The organism is Paenibacillus sp. D9 (genome assembly GCF_001188365.1).
Classification (GTDB): Bacteria; Bacillota; Bacilli; order Paenibacillales; family Paenibacillaceae; genus Paenibacillus_O; species Paenibacillus_O humicus.
Genome location: NZ_JZEJ01000001.1, coordinates 2,411,324 through 2,434,322, shown reverse-complemented (window position 1 = coordinate 2,434,322; position 22,999 = coordinate 2,411,324). Strand labels below are relative to the sequence as shown.

The following is a 22,999-nucleotide window of genomic DNA, read 5'->3' as shown; positions in this document are numbered from 1 at the left end:
GCGAGTCCGCCCGATGACTGGGCGGATGAGCCGCTGCGCCGCGCCGCCCGGCGGATCTCCGCCGCGATGCTTGCTTATCCCGACTTGGTCGAAGGGCAGGGCAGGCTGGCGAGCGTCCTTCTCGCGTCGGGCATCGTGGCCAAAAGCGGAGCGCAGGGAGTGTTCGCCCTTGCTCTTCCCGAGGCCGGTCTCGGAGTCGCGTTCAAAGTGCTGGACGGCGGAGAGAGCGCATGGCCGGTCATAGCGGCCTCCGTGCTGGAGCAGGCGGCGGATGAAGCGGCCCGCCTTCCCGGCGTCGACGCTGCGAAGCTCACGGAAGCGGCCGGGAAGATCCGCGCAGCCTATCCCGAGGACATGGTCAACGACATGGGCACGACGACCGGACGCAGGGAAGCCGTTCTCAAGCTGGAATGGATTTGAGCGCAGGGAAGCCCTGTCATTCAAAAAGAAACGGTCTGGACCTTTTCGGTCCAGACCGTTTCTTTTTGCGGGGTCAAGGCTCACGCAGGGAATGCCAGACCGACTCCCGGTAATCGGTCGGAGATTCGCCGTGGAATCGGCGGAACTGCCTGGAGAAATATAGGGCATCCTGCAAGCCGACGGACGAGGCGATCTGCTCGACCGTCAAATCCCGCCGTTCGCGAAGCATGCGCCGCCCCTTGTCGATCCGCAGCCGCAGGAGGAACGAAACCGGCGACATGCCGGCATGCTGCTTGAACACCCGGGACAGATAGGCTCGGCTGTAGCCGAACGACTCCGCCATCCCTTCCATGCTGATCGGCTCCGCAAACTGAGTGGACAAATACCGGATCATTTGGGAAGCGATACCCCCGTCGTCAGAGCCTTCGCCGGGCTCCGGCCCCGCTCCCCTGCCGCGCGCGGCGGCAAACTCGGCCAGCACGGCATGCAGGCAGGCGACAGCGCCGAGCTGGGCTCCCGCAGGCTGCCGCAGATAGCGCATGCTCCGCTTGAGCGCAAGCCTCGGCGTGCTGGAGCGTCCCGTATCCGCTGTCGGAGAGGAGATGTCGAACCCGGCGGCCGCGGCGGCATGCGGCGCCCATGGTCCCTGGAAGGCGATCCAGCGGTAGCACCAAGGGTCGGCCGAATCGGCTTGATAAGAGACCAGCTGCCCGGGCTCGATGAGAAAGGAATGGCCGGCTTCGAGCCGGTGAACGGTCCCGCGGCATAGAAACTCTCCTTTTCCCGACAGCACATGGTGAAGCAAATAGAAATCATGCACTTTCGGCCCCAATCGATGTCCAGGCTTCGTCTGGCTCTCTCCTGCGAACAAAACCTCCAGCGGCATCTCCGCGCCTTCTTCGGAAGCGGGAACGACCCTATAGTAAAAGCTCTTCTCCATCCCCCTATTCTCCTTTCCCGTCTCCGATCGTGTGCTGCAAGCTCTCTAGCGAAAGTGTACCCGAATTTTCCGCCGGGCGCGAGCGGGAGGAGGACCGGGACGAAGGAGGCATGCCCGCCAGACTGCAAGGGAAAAGAAGGATGGGCATATCGGCCTTCGGCTTTGCTGGAGATCCCGGCCTTGTCGAATGATGCCTATGTTCTATTTCCTAGAGGGAGAGGGACTTGGGAATCAATTTCAGTATTAGTAAGAAAATTCCAAAAATTTCGATTGTGAATCCGAAAATACGAGACTATACTTGCTTTATTCTAAGACAAGATTCCTTGTCAATCGGCATGATTCGGATAGATCCGCATTTCGCTCGCGCAGCCGTCGTGCCCGGCCCTTGATCCGCCTCCCTCCAGCATCCCCCCAGGAGCTCCCGCTTCCAGCGCTGCTTTTCTGTCATCGGCTCCTGCAGCTAACATCCTGCGCGATGCTTCGAACTACAGCTGGACGCAATCCGATCCTTTTGAAGGGGGTGATGATTTCGACCGCCGTCCGGCGGCGGCAGCAGATAGCTGATCCCATTAAACCAAGTATAGGGAGTGGTTAAGTTTGATTTTTAGAAAGAAAGGCAAGAGACCGATGGCTGTCCTGATGGCCGTCCTGCTGACGTTTTCGTTTCTGGAGCCGATCCACGCGGCAGGCTCCGTAGCTTCGGACAAGCTTGACCGCAATTCATCCATTCAGAAAGCGGCGGCTGCCAAGGTGGACGGCAAGCTGCTCAAGCAGTTCGGACAGTCGGAATACGTCACTTATCTCGTCAAAATGAAGGCCCAGGTCGATACGGCATCGGTGTCCAAGCAGGCTCTGCAGAAGGCTGCGCTGCAAAAGGCGACGCTGTCCGCGGCGAAGCTGTCCGCCCGCAGCGCGGTCGTCAGCACGCTTAGGGATACCGCCCTGCAGACTCAATCGGAGCTGGACGATTACTTGGAGAAAGCGCAGAAGAGCGGAAAAGTGAAGAGCTACAAAAGCTACTTCATCGTCAACGCGCTGGCGGTCACGAGCACGAAGGAGGTCATGGAGGAGCTCTCCAAGCTTCCGGGGGTCGACAAGGTGCTGCCCGACGAAACCCGCTATTTGCAAAAGACCGAGGTGAAGCCGGACGTGACGGCGCCCGGCGCCGGAACAGCGGCGCAGCCGGCCGCCGGAGTCCAGAAGGAGGCTGGAGCCAAGACGGCTGCCGCTCCGAGCAGCGTGGAGTGGAACATCGCCCGCATCAACGCTCCGCAGGTATGGGCCCAAGGCATCGACGGGACCGGCATCGTCGTCGCCAACCTCGATTCGGGCGTGGATTATACCCACCCCGCCCTGCAGCGCAAATGGCGCGGCCTGGACGCATCCGGCGCCGTCGTCCATCCCGAGCTGAGCTGGTACGATCCCCATAGCGGAGCTTCGCTGCCTTCGGACAGCGACGGCCACGGAACCCATACGATGGGAACGATGGTCGGCTCGGAAGCGGACGGCTCCAACCAGATCGGCGTGGCGCCGGGAGCGAAATGGATCGCCGTCCGGATTTTCAATCCGGATACGACCGACAGCATCATTCTGGACGGAGGCCAATGGCTGCTCGCTCCGGTCGATGCGCAGGGAAATCTGCATCCCGAGCTTGCGCCGGACGTCGTGAACAACTCCTGGGGCGGAGGCGCCGGCATCGACGAGTGGTTCCGGCCGATCGTGCAGGCATGGAGAAGCGCGGGCATCTTCCCCGAGTTCTCGGCCGGCAACACGACGCTGACAAACCCGGGCGGACCGGGATCGGTCGCCAATCCGGCGAACTATCCGGAATCGTTCGCGACCGGAGCGACCGACATCTCCGACAACCTGGCCGACTTCTCGCTGCGGGGTCCGTCGCCATACGGCGAGATCAAGCCGGAGGTGTCCGCGCCGGGCGTCAACATCCGCTCCTCGATTCCGGGCGGATATGAGGGAGGCTGGAACGGGACGTCCATGGCGGGACCGCATACGACCGCTCTGGCCGCGCTGCTGCTGCAGGCGAACCATTCCCTGACGGTCGACCAGCTGGAGTCCATCATCATGAATACGGCGACTCCGAGAACGGACAGCGCCTATCCCAATAGTCCCAACAACGGCTACGGGCATGGCGTCATCAACGCGCTGGACGCGGTCGGCTCCGTTCTACAAGGCATCGGAACCGTATCGGGCAAAGTCGTGACCGGCGGGGACGATCTGGAGGAGCCCGTGCTGGAGCATGTGCCCGTAACGACGGCCTTCACCGGCTTCGACGTTCCGATCACCGCCCATGTCTACGACAATGTGAGCGTGAGCTCGGTCGAAGTATTCGCGCGGGCCAAAGGAACCCAGACGTATGTATACCTTCCTGCCGAGAGAGTGTCGGGCGATTACAAGGACGGAGTCTACTCGGCTTCGATTCCGGCATTCCTCGTGACGAAAGCCGGACTGGAGTATTACATCCGAGTCAACGATTACGGCAATAACGGCATTCAATCGCAGGTCTATTCCGTTGATGTCAGCGACGGCGTGAAGCCTGGCTACACGCAGGACTTCGAGAGCGGCTGGACGGGCTTCTCCACCGGCGGCGAAGGCCTTCCATGGCAATGGGGCGTACCGGTCAGCGGACCGGGCAGAGCCGCTTCGGGGCAGAAGGTCGCCGCGACCAATCTGACAGGCACCTATGCCTCGAATTCCAACTCCTATCTGCTCGCTCCTCCGATCGACCTGACGGACAGTCCGCAGGGCGCCGTCCTGAGCTTCAAGCACTGGTACGACTTGGAGACCAACTATGACAATGGAACCGTCTATATCTCCGCTGCAAGCACGAACCATGAATTCGTGCCGGTTGCATCCTTCACCGGAGCGAGCGGAGGCTGGAAAACCCAGCTCATCGACCTGGCTCCGTATGCAGGCCAGCAGGTTCTGGTCGCCTTCAATCTGTCGAGCGACAACACCCAGAACAAAGCCGGCTGGTATCTCGACGACATCTCCATCGACGGACCGGACAGCCAGGCTCCCGGTGCGCCGACAGGCCTTGCAGGCGAAGCCGACGTGCTCGGCAATGTCCGCCTGACGTGGACGCCTCCGGCCGACCAGGACCTCAAGCAATTCGTGGTCTACCGTGCGGCGGAGGGAAGCTCCTCTTACGAGCAGATAGGCATATCGCCGGCGGCTTCCTACACCGATACGGTTACGGCGACGCAAGCGACGTATTCGTATGCCGTATCGGCGCAGGATTACAGCGGCAACATCGGTCCGAAATCGGATCCCGTCACCGTGTCGGTCAGCAGGGCCGGCATTCTGTACGAGGATGACTTCGACGGGGATACGGATAACGGCTGGACCCATTCCGGCACGAAGGACGAATGGGAACGCGGTATTCCAACGGCTCCGGGACCTGCTGCGGCAGCCTCGCCTCCAAATGTGTGGGGCACGGATCTGGATTCGACCTATGAGTCGAGCGCCGATTACTCTCTCGTATCGCCGCCGATCGACCTGACCGGGGCAGGCCATGCGTCGCTGACGTTCAATCATTGGTACGAGATCGAGGGCCGCTATGATTTCGGCCTTGTGGAAGCCTCTCGCGATGGAGGCGCATCCTGGACGGAGCTGCTGCGCTTCTCCGACAACACCGCCGGCAAGCAGTGGACGCCGGTCGTCTACAATCTGGATGCTTATGCCGGCTCGACCGTGCAGATCCGATTCCGGCTCAAGTCGGACAGCAGCGTCGTCAAGGCGGGATGGTATCTGGACGACTTCCGCATTCTGGATACGTCAGCCTCCCTGCAGACGCAAGGCGATGCCCCAGCCGCGGCGATTCCGGGCCGCCAGAAGAACTCGGTCCAAGCCCCGCTGCTGAAAGTCGGCCATACGGACGAAGCCGGCTTCAAGCCGCAGGCGCAGCCTCAAGCTCAGCCGCAGGCTGATCAAGGCAGCATCGGCATTCAGAGCCTTCCGGCGAGCGCGACGGTCACCGTGCTGGAGACGGGGCGCTCGGTCAAGACGGATCCCGCCACCGGCAAATTCTCCTTCTCCCATGTGGCTGGAAGCTACACGCTGAAAGCCGAAGCGTACGGCTACTATCCGCAAACGAAGCCCGTCGAGATTACGGACGGCGGCACGGCCAAGGCCAGCTTCAGCCTGGAAGCGATCCCGCACGGGCAAATCCATGGCGTCGTCCGCGACGAGCGGAGCGGGGAGCCGATCTCCGGCGCCGTGGTCGCCGTTCTGGAAGATGCGGCCGTCGCGCCTGTGCGCACCGCAGCCGACGGAACCTTTACGTTCGACCTGCTTGAAGGGACATACACCCTTTCCGTGCAGAGCGGAGACTATTACAGCAAAACGGTCTCGGTCGCGGTGCCGGCCAACAAGGCGGTGGAACTGGCCGTCCTGTTGAAGCCGTTCATCGGCTTCCCGGGCGAAATCGCCTACGATGATGGAACGGCCGAAAACGCCAGGGCGTTCAACGCCGCGAACAACGCCTGGGCGGTACGCTTTACGCCGGAAGGCGGAGCCGCCCAGGTGACGGGAGCGTCGCTCCGGTTCTGGAACACGGAATTCCCGAGTCCGGGAGGAACGGCGTTCAAGTATGCCGTATACGATGCATCGGGCTCCGCAGGAGCGCCGGGCAGGCTTTTGGCAGGACCTTATGACGGAACCGCCCTGCGCAACGATCAGTGGACGACGGTGACGCTTGCCCAGCCTATTACGGTAACAGGCGATTTCTACATCGTTTATATCCAACCCAATGCAGGTCTCAGCTCTCCGGGGCTCGGCACGGACGAAAGCGGCAAAAACGCGCTGCGCAGCTGGCAGCGGGTCAGCGGCGTCTGGAGCCCGTCTCCCGTCGAGGAAGGCAATTATATGATCCGGGCGCAGGTGCGCTACGCCGTAAATGCTCCTGTAATTACGGCTCCGGCACCGAATACGTATACGAATAATGCCGAGCTTGCCGTGTCCGGAACATCGGCAGCCGACGGCGCCGAGATCCGGGTCTACAACGACGGCCAGCCAAGCGGAACGGGAACGGTAGCGGGCAAGAAGTTCAGCGTTCCCGTCACCCTCCACGCCGGAGCGAATGTGCTTACGGCGGAAGCGGTGATCGGCGGCAAAGCGACGGACCGCTCGGAGCCGGTGACAGTCGTTCTGGACCGGACGCCTCCGGCTCTGGCCGTGACATCCCCTGCCGATGGTGCCGTGACGAACGCAGAGACCGTAACGGTAACCGGCACTGCGGCAGATGAGTTCTTCAAGCAGCTCACCGTCAACGGGCAGAAGGTTCAGCCGAAAGCCGACGGAAGCTTCACGCAGAAGCTGCTGGTCGAAGAGGGCGCGAATGTCATTACGGTCACCGCTTCCGATCTGGCCGGCAACGAGAGTACGGTCGTCCGCAGCGTCTATGTCAGCCGCAAGCTGCCCGAGCTGACGAATATCCAGCCTGCGCAGGACGTCCATATCCAATCCGGCCAATCAGTCGCGATTGCTTTCGACAGCAGCCCGGGACTGACGGCCTCGTTCACGATCGAGCTGCCCGCGGCGGCAAGCTCGCCGGCCCGCAGCGGCTTCCCGCTGACGGAGACGTCGCCAGGCCATTACGCTGGAAGCTATACGACTTCTTCCGCCCTTCAGCTGCAGGGGGGCATCATCGTCCTTGCGGCCAAGGATGCGGCAGGCAACACCGCCGTAACGGAGGCTCCGGGCAAGCTGTATGTCAGCGCACCGGCGCCAACACCAACACCAACGCCAACACCGACACCTACACCTACACCTACACCAACGCCAACACCGACACCTACACCTACACCTACACCTACACCAACACCAACACCAACGCCTACACCGACACCGACGCCAACGCCGGTACCGACGCCGACACCAAAGCCGACACCAACACCGACACCAAAGCCGACACCAACACCGACACCAACACCGACACCAAAGCCGACACCAACGCCAACGCCAACACCAACACCAACACCAAATCGTCCGCCTAGCGCAAAAATCAGCGCTCCATCCGCCGGACAGAAGAGCAAGGACGTTACGTTCAATGGATCCGCATCCAGCGATCCCGATGGAAGCATCGCCAGCTACAGCTGGAGCTTCGGCGACGGCAAGAGCGGCACGGGAGTCAAAGCCGTGCATAAGTACAGCAAGGCCGGCATCTACAAAGTTACGCTCACTGTGACCGACAACCGGGGAGCACAGAGCAGCTCGGAACATTTCATCGTCATCGTCTAGCTTTTCCGGCAAAGGAACGATTCGGCTCTAACCGGATCGGATCAAGCGGCTGTCCCCGTTTCCGCGGGTGACGGCCGCTTTTTTCTATTGCCGGCGAGGCCGTTCTGCTTGGCAGGAAAGAGGGATGCGGATGTCATCCCTCTTTCCTTCTCTGCGCGAACGACCGCCAACGGTCTGGTCGGCGAAACCGTTCTGCTTGTGTCACAAAAATCCATAATAACCGCACATCATGCCATACCATGCCGGCTCCCGCAGCTATATACTGGACCTATAGATGACAGCAAGAGGAGCGGCTGACGACAGCTGAAGCCGGCTCCAAAATTCCTTACGAACAGGATGATCAAAATGGCGGATCTGCTTCAACTGAACCAGCAATTCCTGCAAGCTTTCGGCGAGAACGGGCAAAACATCCAGTATTATTACGCTCCGGGCCGAGTCAACCTGATCGGCGAGCATACGGACTACAACGGCGGGTATGTGTTCCCGGCGGCGCTGACGTTCGGCACGACGCTGCTGCTTCGTCCCCGAGGCGACCGGGTGCTGCGGATGGCATCCGCCAATTTCCCGTTGACGGGAGAGATCGATCTGGACTCCATCGCCTACCGCGAGGAGGACGACTGGATGAACTATCCCAAGGGAGTCGTCAAGGAGCTTCAGAACCGCGGAAAAGGGCCTGCCCACGGTTATGACATGCTGTACAGCGGAGAGATTCCGAACGGAGCCGGCCTTTCCTCCTCCGCTTCCATCGAGGTGCTGACCGCCTACGCGCTGCTGGCCGAAGGCGGGCATGGCATCTACAGGACGGAGCTTGCGCTGCTGGCCCAGAAATCCGAGAACGAGTTCAACGGCGTCCAGTGCGGCATCATGGACCAGTTCGCGGTGGCGAACGGCCGCGAGAACGAGGCGATCCTCCTGATGTGCGATACGCTGGAGCATCGGCATGTTCCCTTCGATTCGGGAGACTGCGTCCTCGTCATCGGCAATACGAACAAGCGGCGCGGACTCGTCGATTCCAAATATAACGAAAGACGGGCGGAATGCGACCAGGCTGTGCATGACCTCCGCTCCGCCTTCCCGGATCTGACGCTGCTGGGGCAGCTGACCCCGGAGCAGCTGGAACAGGAGTCCGGACGGATAGCGAGCGATACGGTCCGCAAGCGCGCGAAGCATGTCGTGGAAGAAATCGCCCGCGTCCTGGAATCGGTGCGCGTTCTCGAGAAGGGCGACCTGAACGCATTCGGAGCGCTGATGAACGCGTCCCACGATTCCTTGAGGGATCTGTACGAAGTAACCGGTCCGGAGCTTGACGCCATGGTGGAAGCGGCCCGCATGGTGCCGGGCGTGCTTGGCTCCCGGATGACAGGCGCCGGCTTCGGCGGCTGCACCGTCTCCCTGGTGCGCAAGGACAGCGTGGACGGCTTCAAGGCCGCTGTAGCGGACAGTTATACGAAGAAGACCGGGCTGATCCCGGACTTCTACGTCTGCTCGATCGGCGGCGGCGCCGGCCGTCTGGACGCTCCGGTCTGATCGTTGCGGACAATGAAGCTTCCGGCCCGGGACAACCAGCATCCCAAGCCGGATGCCCAAGCGGCGGAATTTGTCGTATGATTCAGTAGGCAGCATATCAGACGAGCTTTTCGAGAGGAGAGGGAACCATGGCTGTATTGGTAACGGGAGGAGCCGGTTATATCGGTTCGCATGCAGTAGCGGCGCTGCTGGAAAACGGCGAGGAGGTTGTCGTGGTCGACAACCTGCAGCAGGGCCATCGCGAGGCGGTGCTCGGCGGGAAGCTGTACGAGGGCGATTTGCGGGATGCCGGGTTGCTGGACCGGGTATTCGGCGAGAACTCCATCGACGCGGTCATTCATTTTGCGGCGAGCAGCCTGGTCGGGGAGAGCATGAAGGACCCGGGCAAATACTACCATAACAACGTCTATGGAACGCTGTGCCTGCTGGAAGCGATGAACCGCGCCGGCGTGCGCCGGATCGTCTTCTCCAGCACGGCTGCGACTTATGGAGAGCCTGAGCAGGTGCCGATCTCCGAGCTGGACCGCACGGAGCCGACCAATGCCTATGGGGAAACGAAGCTGGCGATGGAAAAAATGATTCGCTGGTTCGACCGGGCGCATGGATTCCGGTTCATATCCCTTCGGTATTTCAATGCCGCAGGCGCTCACGAAAGCGGGCGAATCGGAGAGGATCATGATCCCGAGACGCATCTGATTCCGATCGTGCTCCAGACAGCACTGGGCCAGAGGAGCCATATCTCGGTATTCGGAGAAGATTACCCGACGGCAGACGGCAGCTGCATCCGCGATTACATCCATGTCAGCGACCTTGCCGACGCCCATATGCTCGCCGTCAAGCGCCTGCGCCAAGGAGCGGACAGCGCCGTCTACAATCTCGGCAACGGACACGGCTTCTCCGTGAAGGAAGTCGTCGAGATCGCCCGCCGGATTACGGGCCGCGAGATTCCGGCGGTCATCGAGCCGCGCAGAGCCGGCGATCCCGCCGTGCTGGTCGCTTCTTCCGAGAGGGCCCGCACGGAGCTCGGATGGAATCCGCAGCGCAGCGATCTGGAGAACATCATCGCCAGCGCTTGGCAGTGGCATCAGGCCAAGCCGCAAGGCTACAACAGCTAAACGGCTGCCAAGACCGGCCGTATTCCCGGGAGGAGAGCATTTCCATGAACGAAAGTCCACTTATTCCGCATGAACAGCATGTCTCGGAAGCAATCGGGAGGCTGGTCGCCTTTGCTCTGGAGAGGGGCATGCTGGAGCCGCTGGACGCAGGCGCAGCTCGCAATTCGCTCCTTGACCTGCTCGGTCTGGCCGCTCCAGCGGCCGGCTCGGAAGAGCTTCCGTCCTGGGGGCAGGGGCTGCTGGATGCGCCGGATGACGCCGATAGAGCCGCGCTGGCGGCAGGCTTGCCGGCAGCGGGAGCCGGGGCGCCGGAGCTGCTGCGGCCGCTTCTGGACTATGCCGCTGCATCCGGCATGATCCGGGACAGCGTTACGGAGCGGGATTTGCTGGATGCACGATTGATGGGATTGCTCATGCCGCGGCCGTCCGAGACGCATGCCCGCTTCCGGGCTGCTGCGGCGGAGCGCGGCATCCGGCAGGCGACGGATGAGTTCTATCGGCTCAATATCGACGCCAACTACATCCGTCTCGACCGCGTCGCGCTCAATAGGAACTGGATCCATCCGACGGCTTACGGACCGCTCGAAATGACCGTCAACCTATCGAAGCCGGAAAAGGATCCCGCCGAGATCGCCATGCTCAGAAGCATGCCCCCTTCGGCCTATCCGAAGTGCCTGCTGTGCAAGGAGAACATGGGTTATGCCGGAAGAGCCGATCATCCGGCCCGGCAGAACCACCGGATTCTGCCCTTGCGCCTGAGCGGCGAGTCCTGGTTCCTTCAATATTCTCCGTATGTGTACTACAAGGAGCATTGCATCGTCTTCCGGGCCGAGCACAGCCCGATGTCGATCACGCACCGCACTTTCGGCAGGCTGCTGGAGTTCACGGAGCAGATTCCGCATTATTTCGTCGGCTCCAACGCCGATCTTCCCATTGTCGGAGGCTCGATCCTCAGCCATGACCATTTCCAGGGAGGACGGCATGTCTTCCCGATGGAAGAGGCTCCCGTAGAGGAGAGCTTCTCCCATTCATCCCGGCCGGACATCTCCTACGGAATCGTCCGATGGCCGATGAGCGTGCTGCGGCTGGCGGGCCGAGACCGGCGGGAGCTCGCCGAAGCCGCATCGGATGTACTCGACGCCTGGAGAGAATACAGCGATCCCGAGGCGGAGATCCATGCTCATACAGAGGCGCATGGGACGCGCATTCCGCATAACACGATTACTCCGGTGGCAAGGCGCAAGGAAGACGGAGTGTACGAGCTTGATCTCGTGCTTCGCAACAACCGGACCAGCGAGGAGCATCCCGAAGGCATTTTCCACCCTCATCGCCATTTCCATCATCTGAAGAGGGAAAATATCGGCCTGATCGAAGTGATGGGGCTGGCCGTGCTGCCTGGGCGGCTCAAGGCGGAGATGGAAATCATCGCTGCGTGTCTATCCGGAGCGCTGCAATGGGAGGATGTCGCAGCGGGAGCGGACGGCGCGGCCATGGCTCCGCATGGACGCTGGTACGCCGAGCTGATGCAGGCATGGGGAAAGACGATGGATCGCGAAGCCGCTATGCAGGCGGTACTGGATTCCGCAGGAGACAAGTTCCTGCAGGTGCTTACGGATGCGGGCGTCTATAAGCGGACGGCTGAGGGTCGCGCGGCGTTCAAGCGGTTTGCCGCCGCTGCCGGGCTTCAGCCGGACAACGGCTGAGCGGAACATTTGGATGTCGATGGGCATGGCGGAACAAAAACGCAGGACGGCATTTCAAGCCGTTTTGCGTTTTTTTATGCACAAAAGTAAAAGAGAGAGAGCGAATGATGTCGAATGGTCTGGAAAAGGTGAACATTTTTTCGAAAGGGCAGAAGCATATGTTCAATAATGGCGAATAATAAGATAAAAATTCACTCATTCAAGCGAAAAAATAATTGTGCAAGTCAATTTTCTATGGTATTTTTTAATATATATTCGTTAATTAATAAATGATAATGAGACACATCTGATATTTGGAGGGGTAAAATTTGATGCCGATTATGCCGCTTGATGAATTTTTGAAGCTGGAATCCGATGAGCAAGTTGAAAAACTTAAGCGCTGGAAGACGGATTACACGCTGAAAGATATCCGGGAAGCTTGGGGCTTCAAGCATTCCGCTCAATATTACATGCTCCTTAAGAAGCTGCGCATTTACGAGCGCGTAGTCAACAAATCCGACAAGTTCTATCCGGACCAGCTGGCAGGCTCCAACCCGGGAACGGGCGAATTCGCTTATATGCCGCGCGAGGTCAAGCTGCCGGCCGACCAATTCGGCTATCAGCTCAACGTATCTCTTACGGGACCGGAGCTGGCCGACAAGCTCGAGCGGCTGGCGCAGTTCCTTCGCGGCGAGCAGAAGCTCGTCAACGTGAAGCTTTCCGTGGAAGCGGCTGCCGAAGAAACGGCTGCCAGCGAAGCTGCACCGGAAAAAGAAGCCGTCTAGACGGCGACAAGCCAAACACCCCCGCATGCATGCGGGGGTGTTTTTTGCTCTCCGGAGCTTGCGGCCCGGACAGGGATCAGCGCTGCGCGCGGAGCTTGCCGAGTTCGGAGACGAGAGCCTCCACTTCGCTGATGCTGAAGTTGGATTTGGACGATACGATTTCATAGAGTTCCCGGATATCCTCATAACAGCCCGGTCCGAAGCTGGAAGCCTGCATGGCGGCCGCTGTGGCCATTTTCAGCTTGGTTTTGATGGCTTCGATCATGAATTCTACATTTTCCTGGGTCGGCTGGCTAAGGTCAGTCATGGAAAACCTCCTGCGGATATATGGCTTTCATCCATTGTACCATGAAAGCCATTGCCTTCCCATGTGCGCCATCCGGCCGTCAAATTGAACGGAGCCTGCTCTTCCGGTACAATAGAAGCAAACTAATCTGCCAGCGCAAATGGGGGCGCGGATATGAAGCGGGAACTGAAGCAAATCCGTCCGGAAGACGCGGCCAAGTGGGCAAGGGTCGACGGGCGGGGTCTGGAAACGTTTTTTGAATCGGTTGCCGAGAAACATCCCTTGCGGGACGAGGTCGTCTTTTTATGCATCGGAAGCGACCGTTCGACGGGCGACTCGCTGGGACCGCTCGCCGGCTCCATGCTGCGGGAAAAAGGCTTTCCCCGGGTGACGGGGACGCTTGAGCAGCCATGCGATTCGGAGCAGGTCGGTCCGATCCTGGCGACACTCAGCGAGACGGCATGCGTCATCGCCATCGATGCTTGCCTCGGCCGCTCGGAATCGACGGGGCTTTACCTCGTGCGCAGCGGTCCGCTGCAGCCGGGACAAGCCATCGGGCAGCAGCTGCCGCCGGTAGGAGACTACAGCGTCGCCGCTGTCGTCAATACTCAGGGACATAAGCCCTATTGGATCATCCAGACGACGAGCCTGTACCGCGTCATCGGCATGGCGCAGGGAATCGCGGACGCAGCTGCGGCTGCCTGGCCTGCGGCGGCGTCGGACATGCCTGAGGAGGTTGGAACCGGAGGTCAGTTCGGTTTCGCGAGCAGGTCCGCGGACAATCGCAGGGGCAATGACGCTTCTTGATGCCGAGAACGAAGTTCGAATTCCGAGTTCAACTTTCAACTTATAAGGCAAAGGAAAGGAATGATCGAAGATGTCCGACCGATCGCTTGCAACCCGCAAGCTGACGCTGAGCAACGGAACGGAGCTGGCCTATAGAGACAATGGAGGCGCAGCGGGACAGGATGTGCTTGTTCTTCTGCACGGCTTCTGCGGAAGCTCCGCCTATTGGGAGAAGGTGCTCCCGATTCTGGAAAAAAGATATCGGGTGCTGACGCCGGATTTGCGCGGCCACGGCGGTTCTTCGGGAGCCCGGGAAGCGGTGCTCGGCATGGAGGAGCTTGCGGAGGATGTCGCTGCCCTCCTGGATGCGCTGGAAGCCGGGCCGGCTGTCGTGCTGGGCCATTCGCTCGGAGGTTATGCGGCTCTTGCTCTTGCCGAAAGACATGCAGCCCTCCTGAAGGGATTCGCGCTGGTCCACTCCACGCCGCTGCCGGACAGCGCCGAAGCGCAGGCCGGGCGCGACAAGGCGGCTGCGGCATTGCGCGCGGACGGCATCAAGCCCTTCGTGGATGGCCTTGTGCCGAAGCTGTTCGCGCCCGAGCGGGCCGAGTCCGAGCTTGCCGAACGGGCGAAGGAGATCGGCTACGGCACGTCGGCGGAGAGCGCCGCTGCCATAGCGCTCGGCATGAAAGCCCGTTCCGGCCGCAGCCATGTCGTGGAGCAGTCGGAGCTGCCCGTGCTGCTCGTTGCCGGAGCCAAGGACGGCGTCGTTCCGCCGGAGCGGGTGTTCGCCGCGCGCGGCAGCCGCTCCAGCACGATCGTGCTGGAAGACAGCGGGCATATGGGGATGATGGAAGCTCCGGATAAACTGGCGGAAGCGATCGAGGACTGGATGCGGGAAAGCTTCCCGGCCAGCGAATAAACAGCCGGGCTGGATATTCCGGCGGCGGGAAGGAAGAGATTCATGTTCCAGCGGGATTATATCATGCGGATGATCGAACAGCTCGGACAGGTAGCCGGGGCCGTGCTAGGGCTCAAAAAAGAATGGAGGCATGCGGAGGCGCTCCAGGCGATCGAGGAGCTGCTGGAGAAGCAGTTCCGGCTCAACTCGCGCCTGCTGCGCAGCTTGTCCGACGAGGATCTCGTCGCCATGCTGTCGCGCAGCGGGAATCCGGACCATGCCCAGCTGCAGGTGCTTGCCGTCCTGCTTCGCGAGGAAGCGGACTTGCTGCTGGAGCTTGGACAGGAGTCCGCCGCCTTCGTGCTCCGTATCAAATCGCTCCATCTGTTCATGAGGCTGTCCCTGATGGGCGCGGAACGGATCGCGGCGGATCCGGACGAAGAAGCCGAACGCCAGCTTGAAGCGCTTGCTTCCTACGAGCTGCCCCCGGATACGAAGCGGCTGGCAGCCCGCTGGATGGAGCAGCGGGGAAGCTATGCCCTCGCCGAGGATCTGATGTTCGAGCTTGAGGAGGACGGGGAGCTGGCGCCGGGAGAGAACGAGGCGTTTTACCGCAGGCTGCTGCTTCAAGACGATGAGCGGCTCGCTGCGGGAGGAGTTACCCGGCTTGAGCTTCTTACGGTTCTCAAGGAAGACCGCATAGGATAGGCGGACGGTTCTAGAGACAAGAAGTCCTGACCATTGCACGAGCAGCCCGGATCCTCGGACGGGGCCCCGCGCCGGCCTGTCGCCGGAGCGGGGCCCCGCTTGGCGGATACGATTCAAGAAGGAGTTATGGATGACATGGACAAGCAAGAGGAAACGACCGCCTGGGAGCAGACGATAGGCGAAGCAGCCGAGAGAGGAGAGCTTCTGCAAGCATCGATGAGCGGCCTGAGGAGAAGCTCGGACGAGGTCGCGCCGCGAACGGTCGTCCGGCCGGTCAAGCTGAAGTCGGGCTTCCGCTACCAGTTCGAGAGCCATCACAAGACCAAGGTGCTTCATGAAAATCTCGACCCGGAAGCTGCGGCCGCGCGCATCGTCCTGCTCATGAAGGAGCATTACCGCCAGGCGATCTTCAAGACGCCGGAGGCCGATCTTCAGCTTCTGCTGAACAAAAAAGGAAAAGCGGCGCTGCTTCGGAAGCCGGCGACCGCGAAGATGGCGGAGATCGGAACGGCCTCCCATGACCGCATGAAGAAGCGGGTGCTTGAAGGCTCCGCGCCGGCGCCGTTCCTTGTCGAGCTCGGCATCATGACGGCAGAGGGCCGGGTGAAGGCGGACAAGCAGGATAAATATCGCCAAATCAACCGTTTCCTTGAAATGGTGAACGATGTGGCCGACCAGCTGCCGGAAGGCCGTGAGCTGAAGATCGTCGACTTCGGCTGCGGCAAGTCCTATCTCACCTTTGCCTTGTACCATCTGCTCGCGGTCGAGCAGAAGCGCTCCATTTCCGTCATCGGGCTGGATCTCAAGGAGGATGTCATCGCTTTCTGCTCCTCGCTGGCGGACAGGCTCGGCTATGAGTCGCTTCGCTTCCAGGTGGGGGACATCGGCCGCTTCGGCGAGCTGTCGGCCGCGGACATGGTCGTTACGCTGCATGCCTGCGACACGGCTACCGATGCGGCGCTGGCCAAGGCGGTCGGCTGGGACGCTTCCGTCATCCTGTCGGTGCCATGCTGCCAGCACGAGGCTTTCGGCCAAATACGCAGCGGGGAGCTGGCTCCGCTCCTGGGGCATGGCCTGCTGAAGGAGCGGTTCGCGGCGCTGGCGACGGATGCGGCCCGGACGGCGCTGCTGGAAGCGGCAGGCTATCGGACCCAGGTGCTGGAGTTCATCGACCCTGAGCATACGCCCAAAAACCTGATGATCCGCGCGGTCCGCAGAAAAGGCTCGCCAAGCGGCAAGCTCGAAAAGGAAAAGCTGCTGGAGTACCGCCGCTATCGGGACAGCCTCAATCTGGATCCGGCTCTCGAGCGGGAGCTTGCGGCGGCCGGAAGGCTTCCTTCGCTGTAGCTCCATTCCTTCCAATTATCGATATGTTCAGAGAACCCTGTTCCTTTATCGGAACAGGGTTCTCTGTCGCGCTCAATTGAGGGTGGCGGACCCTGATGCCTGTGATATAATGGAAGACAATGGATTTTTAAGCGAATGGGTGAAGCAATTGGAATCATGGATATGGGCTGATTTCAGTTTGTTCGTGTTTATGCTTGGCCTATTTTTCTATCTCTTTCTTCATAACCCTATGACGCGGCTACATAAGGTATATTTGCTTTTCCACTTCTCGATGATGTTATGGCCGCTGACTCAATTCGCAGCCAGGACGACGGACAATCCTCATTTCCAGCTGTTCTACATTTCGGCCTCCTTCTCGTCCCTCGCGCTGCAGGGAGCCGGCTGGCTCGTGCTCACCTTCTTCCTTACAGGCCAGTCCTATCTGCTTACCCGCCGGGCATCGACAGCTCTGGCCGTCCCCGTCGCCTTGACGGTGATCGGCATACTGGCCAATCCGCGGGGGCTGTTCGTCCGGACAGGCGGAGACATATGGGTTCAGAGGGAGTACGGCCCTATTTTCTGGATCCTGTTCGCCGAGATTGTCCTGCTCTGCCTTCTGTCCATGATCTGTATCGTGAAAGCGCTGCGACGGGGGGTGACCCCGAGGCACCGGAGCCAGGTAGGGATGGCTCTCAAGGGACTGCTGCTCTTCCTGGCCTTCGGATGGGCCGATCTTCTCGTAAATGTCGTGTTCAGTCCATATTTCCCCGATATTCCCGGCATCACCTCGCTTGGACTCGCTCTTTCGGCCTTGTATTTCACGACATCGATCCAGCGCTACCGCGTTTTCGATATCGTGCGGATCGCGCAGAAAGATATCGCAGATTCGCTTGCGGCCGGTCTGATCGTCATCGATGCGCATGACGTGGTGCTGGAATGCAACCGTTCAATGGAATCGTACATGGCGGCGAAGACGGGGGACCGGATCGATCTGGCGGCATTCCTTCGGGAATGCGGTACGAATACTGCGGAAACGGAGGCCTTCATGGCCAAATATGGCTCCGTCATACCGGAGCGGGTGCAGATGGAGCTGGCCATTCCAGGACCGGACGCCGTCGGCATGAGGCATGTCCTTCTGGATGCTTCCCCCATCCTCTCCGGGACGAAAGAGCTTCTCGGCAGGGTGATCTCCATGCAGGATGTGACGGAGATCCGCTATCTGGTGGAAGAAAAGAACCGGCAGAACGAGATGCTGCAGCTTCGCAACAGGGAGCTCGTCCAAATTCAGGAGGAGCTGTTCAAGGCGAACCTGAAGCTGGAGCAGATGGCGACGACCGACAGCCTGACCGGCTGCTACAACAGGCGGTTCCTGATGCAGCGGCTGGAGCATGAGATGGCGGCGAATATCCGCTATCACATTCCTTTCGCCGTCATCATGTTCGATATCGACCTGTTCAAGCAGATCAACGACAGCTACGGCCATCTGATCGGGGATGAGGTGCTGTTCGGCACGGCGGAGGCGGTGAGGGGCATCCTGCGCAGATCCGATCTATTGGCCCGCTACGGAGGGGAGGAGTTCGCCATCTACTTGCCCCACACGAACCGGCAGCAGGCGGAGAAGCTGGCCGAACGGCTCAAGGAGACGGTGGAGAGCAACCGCATCGTGACGGGAACGGCGGGACTTTACATATCGATTACGATCAGCGTCGGCGTGTTGTCCGTCGAGGGCCGCCAGACTCCTTCGGAAGCAAGGGAATCCGCCGCTTACATCCGGCATTTGTTCGAGCAGGCGGATGCGGCTCTGTACGAGGCCAAGAACAACGGCCGCAATTGCATCGTAGGCCGCAAGCTCGCTTGATGCCCATATGGGACAGATGACCCCCTTAAAGGCATGACACGACCGCGAATATTCTGATAGAATAGAACCAATTCCTGCAAGTTCAATTTTAGCTGCAAGAAGGCATGATATTCTAAAAGCGGAGCCGTAAGTCATGAGAAAAGTACTAGTTAGCAGCGTACAGCCGGGCGCAAGGCTCGCAAGGCCAATCTTTCGCGAGGACGGCAACATCCTGCTCGGAGCGGGCATGGAGCTCAGCAGCCGTTATATCCAGCGATTGACCGAGCTTGGCATCGACATCATATTTGTGGAGGATGCGCTTACCGAGGGCATCGAGCCGAGCGAGACGATCCGGGACAGCACTAGGCGCAAAGCCGCGGAAGCGATGCATAAGCTGATGACGGTCCAGATCAGCCAGCCCCAAGCCAGGGGCAGAGCCGCGCTTCCGGAAATGGGCAGGACGTTCCGATCCGTCTTCGGCGATATCATGAACGATGTCCTGACCCGGGAGGACGTATTCGTAGAGCTCGGGCAAATTCATACCCACGATTCCTATCTGTTCCAGCATTCCATCAATGTGGCCGTGCTGGCCGGCATTATCGGCATTGCCAAAGGGTTCAACCGCAACCAGCTCGAGGAGCTCGGCATCGGAGCGCTTCTGTTCGACATCGGCATGACGCGCGTGCCGAAGCCGCTGCTGCAGAAGCCGGGGCCTCTGACAGCGGAGGAGCGGAAGATCGTCGAGAACCATACTGTGGAAGGCTTCGATCTTCTCCGCAAGCAGCATGACGTCTCCCTGCTTTCCGCGCACTGCGCCTTTCAGCATCATGAACGCTATGACGGGAGCGGCTATCCCCGCGGGATCAAGAAAGACGAGATCCACATCTACGCCCAGATCGTCGGCATCGCCGATGTGTTCGATGCGCTGACCGCGTCACGGCCATACCGCAAAAGATACACGCCTTCCGAGGCGATCGAATTTTTATTCGCATCCGGCAACACCTATTTCGATCTTGATCTGGTCCGGCTGTTCTGCAATCATATTTCCATGTATCCCGTCTCTACGACGGTGGAGCTGAACACGGGGCAGATCGGCGTCGTCTCCAAAAACTTCCAGGTCGCCGTGCATCGTCCGATTCTTCGCATCATCAAGGAAGCAGACGGCTCGGAGCCGTCCGTACCGTATGACATCGACCTGCGGACCGAGCTGCATCTGACCATTATCCGGGAAGTTTAGTTTTGCCAAGGCACCCCACAGGCTCAGGAGGAATGTTCCATGATGCAAATGCCGGAATCATCGCCGACCCCTCAAGCAGAATCGGGTCACCAGTCTGGAGACGACAGCACCTGGCTGGAGCAGACATTGATCCCTTCGCTTCTGCTCGGCAGCCGGACGATCGTCGAGCAAGACGGCTTGATCGAGGAAGGAACGCTTACCTTGATGGAGGGAGACCTCATCGAGGTCGGCGTTGCCAGGCCCCAGCTGTTCGTGCTGGGCAAATCCGTCTGGCTCACCGTGGAGTCGGTTTCCGGTATGTATCGGATGCCTTCGCGGGTGATCGGACGCCGGGAAGGCTCCCTCGCCCTGCTGTTTCCTTACGAGCGATACCTGCTTCCGGAAGAGAAAAGGATTCATCCCCGGATCGAAGTGAACTGTGCCGGCCGTCTGCTCGTCGGAGACCGGAGCGCGAACCGCAAGCCGACCCGCACGGATCTGCTCCGCTTCCAATGGTCGGACGAGCTTCGGCACAACGGGCTTGACGAGGCGCTGCTGCAGAAGCTGGAAAAGCTGATGGACGAGGAGGATCTTTCCCATCTGGAGCAGCAGGACGAGCTGCGCCGCAAGAAGGCGGCGCTGGCCGAAATCACGGTATGCAACATCAGCCTGGAGGGCGTCGGGTTCAGGGCGTCGAAAGAGATCGATCTTCCCTGCTCCGGCGAAGTGGAGGCCGTCCTTGACCTCGGGTTCGAGCTCCATTGCAGGCTCGAGGTGTTATGGAGGCAGGACGCTGCCGGCGCGCCATCCTATGGAGCGAGATTGGGGGCGCTGGAGCCGGAAGCGGCCCGCCAGCTCCGCGCCTTTATCGTCCATGAGCAGATGAAGCAGTATTATTTGGCCCGCAGAGCCGGACGGCAAGGTTCGGAGGATGGGGCTGCCGAATAGGGATTGCCCGAGATCATCCCGGCCGCTGCCGCTTGCAGAAGCCGGGATGTTTTTTTTGACTTCAAAAGCCTGCTCTGCAGGCTTTTTTGTTTTTGGCTGACGAAGGCAAAGGCAAAGACAAAGACAATGACAATCACAAAGACAATGACAATCACAACAGCAGCTTCAAGGAGTTCTTTAAACGATAGGGCCTTAAGGGGATTCCCTGAATATAAGGTTTGGAGGCTTGGATAGCGGCAACAATGGGAGCAGAAGGGGGGCTGCCTCATGCAATCGGAATCCGGTGGAAAAAGCGTTCAGAAAGGGGAGGAGACTCCTGCGCGAAAAAGAGGCCGGAAGACGCTTGGCCGCATCCGGATGAAAGGGATATCCTTGCACGGAGCGGCGGGGGCTGCGGCTTGCGCAGCGCTGCTTGTTTGGGTAATGAGCCGGGCAGGAATGTACTTCGATGAGCGCTACTACGGCTTGCAAACGATGCTTTGCCTAGCGGCGGCTGCTTCGCTCCTCGGGGCAGGACTGAGGCGTAAAGGGACAACGGCAGCAGGGCGGAGAGTGAAAGCGAGGAAGCTCGCCGAAGCGAGGCTGTTATCGCAGCCGGATAAATGGCCGTCGGCAATGCGGAGAACGCGGGATAAGATGCGGGCGGCGGCGAGGTCGGGGACACAGGGGAAGATCTGGACGGCGGCGAGGCCGGGAACGCAGGAAGAGATGTGGACAGGGGCGAGACGGGGAACGCAGGAGAAGATGCCGACGGGGGCGAGACGGAGAGCGAGCAGGATAAATGGGCTGCTGACGGCGGCCTGCTTCCTTGCTGCGGCGCTGTCGGTGCTGTGCGTTGTCGGGCTTGCTTTCTCGCCTGTTTCGGTGCGAGGCAGCCTGAATGAAGCGCTCCGCTGGAGCGTGCCGGCCGCACTGCTAGTGCTGCTGCGAACTCGTGTGGCCGGAGGCGGCAGTCTCGCTGGCGGCATTCAGCTGTTCGCAGCTGCCGCGGTCGCCGTCTCTGCAGCCGCGTGGTTCGGCTGGATTACCGGAACCGATTATATTTTGTTCACGGGAGATGAACGGTTGTCCGCATCGGGCATGAGACTGGCGGGCTGGCTGCAGTACAGCAATTCCCTCGGGGCTTTCATGGCGGCACTCCTTGTGTTCCAGTGGAAAATCCTCGCCGGCGGCAACCGCTTGCTCCGCTGGAGCGCTGCGCTTCTCGCCGCTCCTTGCTTTGCCGTTCTCGTGCTGACGGAGTCGCGCGGCTCATGGTTGGCTGCCGGAGCAGGCCTGCTGCTTGGGATGCTCCTATCTCCAAGGAACATCCGATCGCGATGGCTGGTGTCAGCCGCCGGGACTTTGCCGGGGGGAGCGGCGCTGACGGGAATAGCCTATTGCCTTGGGTACGCCGCTTGGGGCATTCCCAACGCCGGAACGCCGTTGAGAGAGGCGGCGGCTTGGGCCGCTGCTCCGGCCGTGCTGGCTGTTGGCGCCTTATTCCTGCTGCAGCTGGTCTCTATGTGCCGGAAAGAGATTCCGTCCGACCCAATTTTCAAGTCTCTGGCAAAAAATAGATCGGGATTTCCAAACGAAGCTGCTTCAAACCCGGGGAAGCGAGGTTGGAGGAGCCCGCTTTCTGCTAAGCCTTTGAGTTGGAGACTGCTTGCGTCCGGAGGAATCCTGTTGGCGGCCGCGCTGCTGTGGCTGCCTTTGAGTCCTGTCCATCGGGCGGCCGCTTCGCAGGAGACGGGGGCATCGCGGCTGATGTATTACCTGGATGCTCTAAGCATCGCGGCCAAAGCTCCTTTTCTAGGGACGGGAGGGGATTCGTGGCGGAGCCTATTCCGCTCTGTGCAGCGAGTTCCGTATACGGGAAGCGAAGTCCACAGCGGCTACATCGACCAGCTTATGGATCATGGAGCTGCAGGCCTGCTGCTGATGCTGCTGTTTGCCGCCGTCCTGCTGGCATTGGCCGCTACGGGCAGAAAGGATGGGGCCGCAGCGCCTGCGGCGCTCCTTCTGCATGCCGCGGTGGATATCGATATGTCGTACGGGCTGTTCTGGATCTTCCTTATTTTCCTGGCTGCCGGAAGCGCCTCGATGGAAGCGGGAGGAGACGCGTGGGGAACGGTGCGGCGAGAGCCCAATGCCTTTGTCATGACGGCAAAAGAGAGAGGGGCGCCTATGACCAGGCGGCGCGAAATGCCAAGCATCGCGCGCCGGGCCGCGCTGCTGCTGTTCGCCTGCTGGCTGGCGGCCGCCGCCGCCGCCAGCCAGCAGGC

Annotated in this window: 15 protein-coding genes and 1 pseudogene; 14 read left to right on the top strand and 2 right to left on the bottom strand. The window is 60.5% G+C overall.

All coding sequences use genetic code 11. The annotated features are described in order from the left end of the window. A partial coding sequence (locus VE23_RS25805; protein ID WP_198156159.1) for an asparaginase occupies window positions 1-420 on the top strand: 420 nt, incomplete at its 5' end. Window positions 421-493: 73 nt separating this feature from the next. Here the strand turns inward: VE23_RS25805 and VE23_RS11160 are convergent. Further along, window positions 494-1,360, bottom strand: coding sequence for an AraC family transcriptional regulator (locus tag VE23_RS11160; RefSeq protein WP_049867987.1), 867 nt, complete (start codon window positions 1,358-1,360; stop codon window positions 494-496). Between the two features lie 597 nt (window positions 1,361-1,957). Here VE23_RS11160 and VE23_RS11155 point away from each other — a divergent pair. The 5 genes from VE23_RS11155 (at window position 1,958) to VE23_RS11135 (ending at window position 12,724) form a co-directional block, all read left to right on the top strand. Continuing rightward, entirely contained in the window at window positions 1,958-7,615 is a 5,658-nt protein-coding gene (locus VE23_RS11155) for a S8 family serine peptidase (protein WP_157053943.1), read from the top strand. Window positions 7,616-7,960: 345 nt separating this feature from the next. After that, on the top strand, window positions 7,961-9,142 hold the full coding sequence (locus VE23_RS11150) for a galactokinase (protein WP_049867986.1): 1,182 nt from the start codon (window positions 7,961-7,963) through the stop codon (window positions 9,140-9,142). 128 nt (window positions 9,143-9,270) lie between these two features. Then, complete coding sequence (gene galE, locus VE23_RS11145; protein ID WP_021879977.1) at window positions 9,271-10,257, top strand: UDP-glucose 4-epimerase GalE; 987 nt, start codon at window positions 9,271-9,273, stop codon at window positions 10,255-10,257. 44 nt (window positions 10,258-10,301) lie between these two features. Then, window positions 10,302-11,960 carry a UDP-glucose--hexose-1-phosphate uridylyltransferase gene (locus VE23_RS11140; RefSeq protein WP_049867985.1) on the top strand — a complete coding sequence of 553 codons (1,659 nt, stop codon included), beginning with the start codon at window positions 10,302-10,304 and terminating at the stop codon, window positions 11,958-11,960. A 311-nt stretch (window positions 11,961-12,271) separates the two neighbouring features. Beyond that, the gene (locus VE23_RS11135; RefSeq protein WP_021879975.1) at window positions 12,272-12,724 is read left to right on the top strand and encodes a hypothetical protein; all 453 of its coding nucleotides are present in this window, start codon (window positions 12,272-12,274) and stop codon (window positions 12,722-12,724) included. 76 nt (window positions 12,725-12,800) lie between these two features. Here the strand turns inward: VE23_RS11135 and VE23_RS11130 are convergent, their stop codons facing one another. Continuing rightward, complete coding sequence (locus tag VE23_RS11130) at window positions 12,801-13,031, bottom strand: DUF1128 domain-containing protein (RefSeq protein ID WP_049867984.1); 231 nt, start codon at window positions 13,029-13,031, stop codon at window positions 12,801-12,803. Window positions 13,032-13,184: 153 nt separating this feature from the next. On the opposite strand from VE23_RS11130, the gene yyaC reads away from it, so the two are divergent. From yyaC to VE23_RS11090, 8 genes and pseudogenes are all read left to right on the top strand, one after another. Then, window positions 13,185-13,817, top strand: coding sequence for a spore protease YyaC (yyaC, locus tag VE23_RS11125; protein ID WP_069202460.1), 633 nt, complete (start codon window positions 13,185-13,187; stop codon window positions 13,815-13,817). 70 nt (window positions 13,818-13,887) lie between these two features. Further along, window positions 13,888-14,718: an alpha/beta fold hydrolase gene (locus VE23_RS11120; RefSeq protein WP_021879972.1), complete on the top strand. Its 831-nt coding sequence runs from the start codon at window positions 13,888-13,890 to the stop codon at window positions 14,716-14,718. Between the two features lie 42 nt (window positions 14,719-14,760). Next, window positions 14,761-15,405, top strand: a complete 645-nt coding sequence (locus VE23_RS11115) for a DUF6483 family protein (RefSeq protein WP_048749571.1) — start codon at window positions 14,761-14,763, stop codon at window positions 15,403-15,405. A 135-nt stretch (window positions 15,406-15,540) separates the two neighbouring features. Further along, window positions 15,541-16,752, top strand: a complete 1,212-nt coding sequence (locus tag VE23_RS11110) for a class I SAM-dependent methyltransferase (RefSeq protein ID WP_049869701.1) — start codon at window positions 15,541-15,543, stop codon at window positions 16,750-16,752. A gap of 109 nt (window positions 16,753-16,861) precedes the next feature. After that, window positions 16,862-18,589, top strand: a complete 1,728-nt coding sequence (locus tag VE23_RS11105; RefSeq protein WP_069202459.1) for a diguanylate cyclase — start codon at window positions 16,862-16,864, stop codon at window positions 18,587-18,589. 133 nt (window positions 18,590-18,722) lie between these two features. Then, window positions 18,723-19,805 carry an HD-GYP domain-containing protein gene (locus VE23_RS11100; RefSeq protein WP_049867982.1) on the top strand — a complete coding sequence of 361 codons (1,083 nt, stop codon included), beginning with the start codon at window positions 18,723-18,725 and terminating at the stop codon, window positions 19,803-19,805. Between the two features lie 39 nt (window positions 19,806-19,844). Then, window positions 19,845-20,732, top strand: coding sequence for a PilZ domain-containing protein (locus VE23_RS11095; protein WP_048749566.1), 888 nt, complete (start codon window positions 19,845-19,847; stop codon window positions 20,730-20,732). A 552-nt stretch (window positions 20,733-21,284) separates the two neighbouring features. Next, window positions 21,285-22,999: pseudogene (locus VE23_RS11090) on the top strand (O-antigen ligase family protein); the annotation flags it as partial.